This is a genomic window from Pedobacter sp., from assembly GCF_035317785.1.
Classification (GTDB): Bacteria; Bacteroidota; Bacteroidia; order Sphingobacteriales; family Sphingobacteriaceae; genus Pedobacter.
In genome coordinates this window covers 1-4,968 of record NZ_DATHGC010000123.1, presented here as the reverse complement: position 1 = coordinate 4,968, position 4,968 = coordinate 1, and the positions used below count along the sequence as shown (strand labels likewise).

Sequence of the window (4,968 nt, the reverse complement as noted above, 5' to 3'; positions counted from 1 at the left end):
TCTTGCTTTTTCCGGCAGGCCGTCTTTTTTGGTCAGCGGGAAAATGGCTACTTTAATCGGGGCCAGACAAGGATGCAGGCGCAGTAAAGTCCTGCTGTCCTGTTTGTCTTCCGTGCTCAGGTCTTCTTCTTCAAAAGCATTGATCATGGTCAGTAAGAACATGCGGTCCAGACCTATGGAAGTTTCGATTACGTAAGGTATGTAATTGCCATAGGGCTTGCCCGCTTCGTCCAGGTCGTTGTCAAAATACTGCATTTTCTTACCTGAATACTCCTGGTGCTGCGAAAGGTCAAAGTCTGTACGGCTGTGAATGCCTTCTACTTCTTTAAACCCAAATGGGAATTCAAATTCGATATCTGTAGCAGCATTGGCATAATGGGCCAGTTTGACATGGTCATGGAAACGGTATTTTTCGGCCGGTGTACCCAATGCCTTGTGCCATTTCAGACGGGCTTCTTTCCAGTAAGCAAACCACTTCTGGTCTTCGCCGGGGCGAACAAAGAACTGCATCTCCATTTGCTCAAACTCGCGCATGCGCATAATGAACTGACGGGCGATCACTTCATTTCTGAAGGCCTTGCCAATCTGCGCGATACCAAACGGGATCTTCATTCTTCCTGATTTCTGCACGTTCAGGAAGTTTACAAAAATGCCCTGTGCGGTTTCTGGTCTCAGGTAAACTTCTTCAGATCCTTCTGCCATAGCGCCAAACTGGGTGCTGAACATGAGGTTGAACTGGCGTACCTCTGTCCAGTTTTTGGTGCCGCTGACCGGGCAGGCAATCTCATGCTGCTCGATCAGGGCTTTCAGCTCCTGCAGGTTTTCAGCTTTTAAGGCCTCGTCCATATCGGCCTGCAGTTTTGCTGCTTTATCGGTTTTTCCGTCTTTTTCATAACGGGCTATTTTATCTTCTAATAACTGATCGGCACGGTAGCGCTTTTTTGAATCCTTGTTATCGATCATCGGATCATTGAATCCGTCTACGTGACCGCTGGCCTTCCATACTTTTGGATGCATAAAAATGGCGGAATCGATACCCACAATGTTTTCATGCATTTGTACCATGGCCTTCCACCAGTATGTTTTGATGTTGTTTTTTAGTTCTGCACCCAACTGCCCGTAATCATATACAGCGCTAAGTCCATCATATATTTCGCTGCTCTGAAATACAAAACCATATTCCTTAGCATGTGATATTACATTCTTAAATTGCTCGTCGTTAGTGTTTTTTGCCATAGTGATGCAAACTTAGAAAAAATATGTCAATCGTTTTCATGAATGCAGGAGTGATTTTTCTACTTTTGAGTATGGCGGAATGACTTCACCTTGTTCGTCATTGCGAGGCACGAAGCAATCTCAAGGTGGGGGAGATTGCTTCATGCCTCGCAATGACGATCGCAAATCACATAAATTGAACGCACGGTATCCAATATAAAGAACGAAGACATTGAGTATTAAAGTAACACAACTTTCTAAACAGTACGGCCTGCAAAAAGCAGTTGATGGGATTAGCTTTGAGGCTGTTCCAGGTAGGATACTTGGGTTTTTGGGGCCGAATGGTGCCGGGAAATCGACAACCATGCGCATGCTCACCGGATATCTGAAACCCGACTCCGGAACGGCTGACCTTTGCGGTTTTGATACCCAGTTGCAAAGTATGGAGGTACGGCGGATCATTGGCTACCTTCCGGAAAACACACCATTATATACTGACATGTATGTCAAAGAGTTTTTGATGTTTGCAGCCAATGCCTACGGGCTGGATCAGCCAGAGCGTAAAGTCGAACTGGCGATAGAACAGGTTGGGCTGAAAGATGAGGCACATAAAAAGATCAGTGTGCTGTCTAAGGGGTACAGGCAGCGTGTGGGTCTTGCGCAGGCCATTATTCACGATCCGAAAGTGCTGATCCTGGATGAACCTACATCAGGGCTTGATCCCAACCAGCTTGCAGAGATCAGAGATCTGATCAGAAAATTGGGTAAAGATAAAACGGTGATCCTGTCCACACACATCATGCAGGAAGTGGAGGCGTTGTGTGATGACATCATCATTATCAATAAAGGCAGAATAGCAGCAAATTCTGGAATTAATGAACTCAAGCTTCAGCATGAGTCTGATTCGCTTGATGAAATATTCAGAAAATTAACTATGTAGATGATTAATGCGATATGTGGGTAAATAAAACTATATTTATGGTATCTGGCCTATAGGGGGCCTGATACCAATCTAAATATAACGTAAATGAAAAAATTATTACTCTCAATGGTAATTGCTGGTGCTGCGCTGACTGCATCGGCCCAAAGTCCTGTGAAATTTGGTGTTAAAGCAGGCGTTACGCTACCAACGTGGTCCATTTCTGAAGATGATGAAGGATCTTTAAAATCTGATCTGTCATTTTATATCGGAGGTCTTGCAGATATTCCGGTAAGTGACATGTTTTCTGTGCAGGCCGGCCTGACTTTATCGGGTAAAGGGGCCAAAATAGACGGCAAAATGGAAGATGAGGATGGAAACAATATCAGTCTGGCGATCAAGCAAAGTCTGATGTACCTGGAGGTGCCGGTCAATGCGGTAATAAATATCCCGGCTGGTGATGGTAAAATTTTCTTTGGCGCAGGTCCGTATTTTGGATACGCGCTAAGCGGAAAATCAAAAGTTAAAGCGAGTTTAACTTTTGAGGGTCAGACCCAGAGCGAATCAGAATCTGAAGATATCGATTTTGATTCAACTTATAAACGTGTTGATTATGGAATCAATGCCCTGGCCGGTTATCAGCTTGGAAACGGACTTAATATCCATGCCGGATATGGTCTTGGTCTGGCCAATATCGTCCGCTCTGATGAAGGTGAGATCAAGAACAGGGTATTTTCTGTTGGCCTTGGTTTTTCTTTCTAGAATTGGCTGAAAATCCGACACTGCTGAATTAAAAAAAGAACATTTGCCGGATATGGTCTGTAAAGAATTTCATCGCACTGACTTCTTGAAGATAAAAGTCAAGTAATTGATTTATTGAGCTCTGCTTAAACACAGGGTCGGTTTCGTCTGAATTTTGTTTAAATGTTAATAACTCTTTGTAACGATTGGCAACGTTTTTGCATCCAAGGACTTTAATTATTTAAACACATTTAAATTAAACAAGCATGAAAAAATTAATTTTACTAACAGCAATCGCAGGTATTTTTGCATTTTCAAGTGTAAAAGCTCAGGACGCAGCAATGTCAGGACCTAAATTAGGCATTGGTGTGGAATTCGGATTCCCAATGGGAGATTTCGGTGATGGTTATAATTTAGGCTATGGTGGTTCTTTGACTTATCAACATCCAATTGCCAGCAAATTGAATTTGACCGGTAATGCAGGTTACTTAAACTTTCAATCTAAGGACATCCCGGGACTTGGCAAGATTAATTCTGGTTTTATCCCCGTAAAAGCCGGTTTGAGGTATTTTCTTGCTGAAAACATCTATGTAGGTGGAGAACTTGGCGCTGTTTTTTCAACCGGCGATGGCGACGGTGGTACAGCGTTTGCTTATGCTCCGGGTGTTGGTGTTGAATTTCCTGTAGCTGATAAATCTACTATTGAACTTGGGGGTCGCTATGAAGGATGGTCAAATGATGGAACTTCTTCTTTCATCGGTCTGAGATTAGCCTGGAACTTCGGTTTGTAAGCTAGTTATTACTTAAACGATATCGAAGGCCCCGATTTAACATCGGGGCTTTTTTTGTAGATTTGAATTTTTAGAATTTCCATGAAGAAGATAATTTTAATGACGGCCTTTATTGGCTTTGTTTGTTTTTCAAAAGTCAATGCGCAATCTGATGACAATGGGCCTAAGCTGGGCATTGGTGTGGACTTCGCTTTTCCTGTTGGCGCTTATGCAGATGCTGCCAATTATGGCGTCGGTGGTTCGTTACTTTATCAGCACCCGCTGGCAGAAAGCCTGAGATTGACTGTGAGTGCAGGCTACCTGAGGTTCAACGGGAAGGAAGTCTTTGTCGGGGTTAAGTTCAGAGAGGGATATGTGCCCATCAAGGCCGGGTTGAAGTATTTTTTTACGGATTACATTTATGGAGCCGCTGAGGCTGGTGTGGCGATATCTACCGCTAATGGCTCAGGGACCGGAACTGCACTTGCTTATTCGCCGGGCATCGGGACAGCATTTCCTGTTGGAAAAAGGCAATCGCTGGACTTTGGTGTGAGGTATGAAGGCTGGTCCAGAAGTAATGGCACGCGCTCGTTTGCGGGCCTGCGAGCCGGGTTAAATTTTTAATTTTTCCCTGCATGTACGCGGTTTTCAAACGGGAATTATTTAGCTCACTTCATTCACTGATGGCGTATATCACCATTGGTATATTCCTGCTGGCATCCGGCCTGCTGCTGTGGTTTTTTCCGGAGACTTCTATCCTGGAATATGGGTATGCGGAACTGACCGGCTTTTTTAGCCTGGCGCCTTTTCTGTTCATGTTCCTTGTTCCTGCCATTACCATGCGGTCATTCGCTGAAGAGCGGAAAGAGGGAACCTATATACTGCTCGCGACCAAACCACTCACGGACTGGCAGATTATCCTGGCAAAGTATCTTTCGGGTTTTGTTCTTGTTGCCTTTTCTCTGCTGCCTACTTTAATTTATTACTATACTGTATACCAGCTGGGCCTTCCGGCCGGCAATGTGGACACCGGTGCGGTAACCGGTTCTTATGTAGGATTGCTGCTCCTGAGTGCGGCCTTTATTGCCATTGGCATATTTGCATCTTCGCTGACCAGCAACCAGGTGATTGCCTTTGCGGTTTCAGTCTTCATCTGCTTCATTGCCTATCTTGGCTTTGATGCCATGAGCAAGGTCTTTGCACTGCGTGATCTGGAGAGCCTGTTTTTGGGATTGAGTGTAAATGAACATTATCAGTCCATCAGCAGGGGTGTTTTGGATACGCGCGATCTGGTTTATTTTATCACGGTGGTCTGCTTGTTTT

Annotated in this window: 6 protein-coding genes; 5 read left to right on the top strand and 1 reads right to left on the bottom strand. The window is 44.5% G+C overall.

Features of this window, described 5'->3' with window-relative positions:
• On the bottom strand, positions 1-1,236 hold a 1,236-nt coding region (locus VK541_RS07490; protein WP_324368493.1), incomplete at its 3' end, for a glycine--tRNA ligase.
• Between the two features lie 211 nt (positions 1,237-1,447).
• On the opposite strand from VK541_RS07490, the gene VK541_RS07485 reads away from it, so the two are divergent.
• The 5 genes from VK541_RS07485 to gldF all read left to right on the top strand — a co-directional run.
• The gene (locus VK541_RS07485) at positions 1,448-2,155 is read left to right on the top strand and encodes an ATP-binding cassette domain-containing protein (protein WP_324368491.1); all 708 of its coding nucleotides are present in this window, start codon (positions 1,448-1,450) and stop codon (positions 2,153-2,155) included.
• An 87-nt stretch (positions 2,156-2,242) separates the two neighbouring features.
• Entirely contained in the window at positions 2,243-2,896 is a 654-nt protein-coding gene (locus VK541_RS07480; RefSeq protein WP_324368489.1) for a porin family protein, read from the top strand.
• Between the two features lie 245 nt (positions 2,897-3,141).
• Entirely contained in the window at positions 3,142-3,666 is a 525-nt protein-coding gene (locus tag VK541_RS07475; protein ID WP_324368486.1) for an outer membrane protein, read from the top strand.
• Between the two features lie 81 nt (positions 3,667-3,747).
• On the top strand, positions 3,748-4,269 hold the full coding sequence (locus tag VK541_RS07470) for a hypothetical protein (protein WP_324368484.1): 522 nt from the start codon (positions 3,748-3,750) through the stop codon (positions 4,267-4,269).
• Positions 4,270-4,280: 11 nt separating this feature from the next.
• On the top strand, positions 4,281-4,968 hold a 688-nt coding region (gldF, locus tag VK541_RS07465; RefSeq protein WP_324368482.1), incomplete at its 3' end, for a gliding motility-associated ABC transporter permease subunit GldF.

What these genes read in the sequence shown, in the direction of transcription:
- VK541_RS07470 (WP_324368484.1), top strand. Translation starts at nt 3,748, where the DNA reads ATGAAGAAGATAATTTTAATGACGGCCTTTATTGGCTTTGTTTGTTTT.
- VK541_RS07480 (WP_324368489.1), top strand. Translation starts at nt 2,243, where the DNA reads ATGAAAAAATTATTACTCTCAATGGTAATTGCTGGTGCTGCGCTGACT.
- VK541_RS07475 (WP_324368486.1), top strand. Translation starts at nt 3,142, where the DNA reads ATGAAAAAATTAATTTTACTAACAGCAATCGCAGGTATTTTTGCATTT.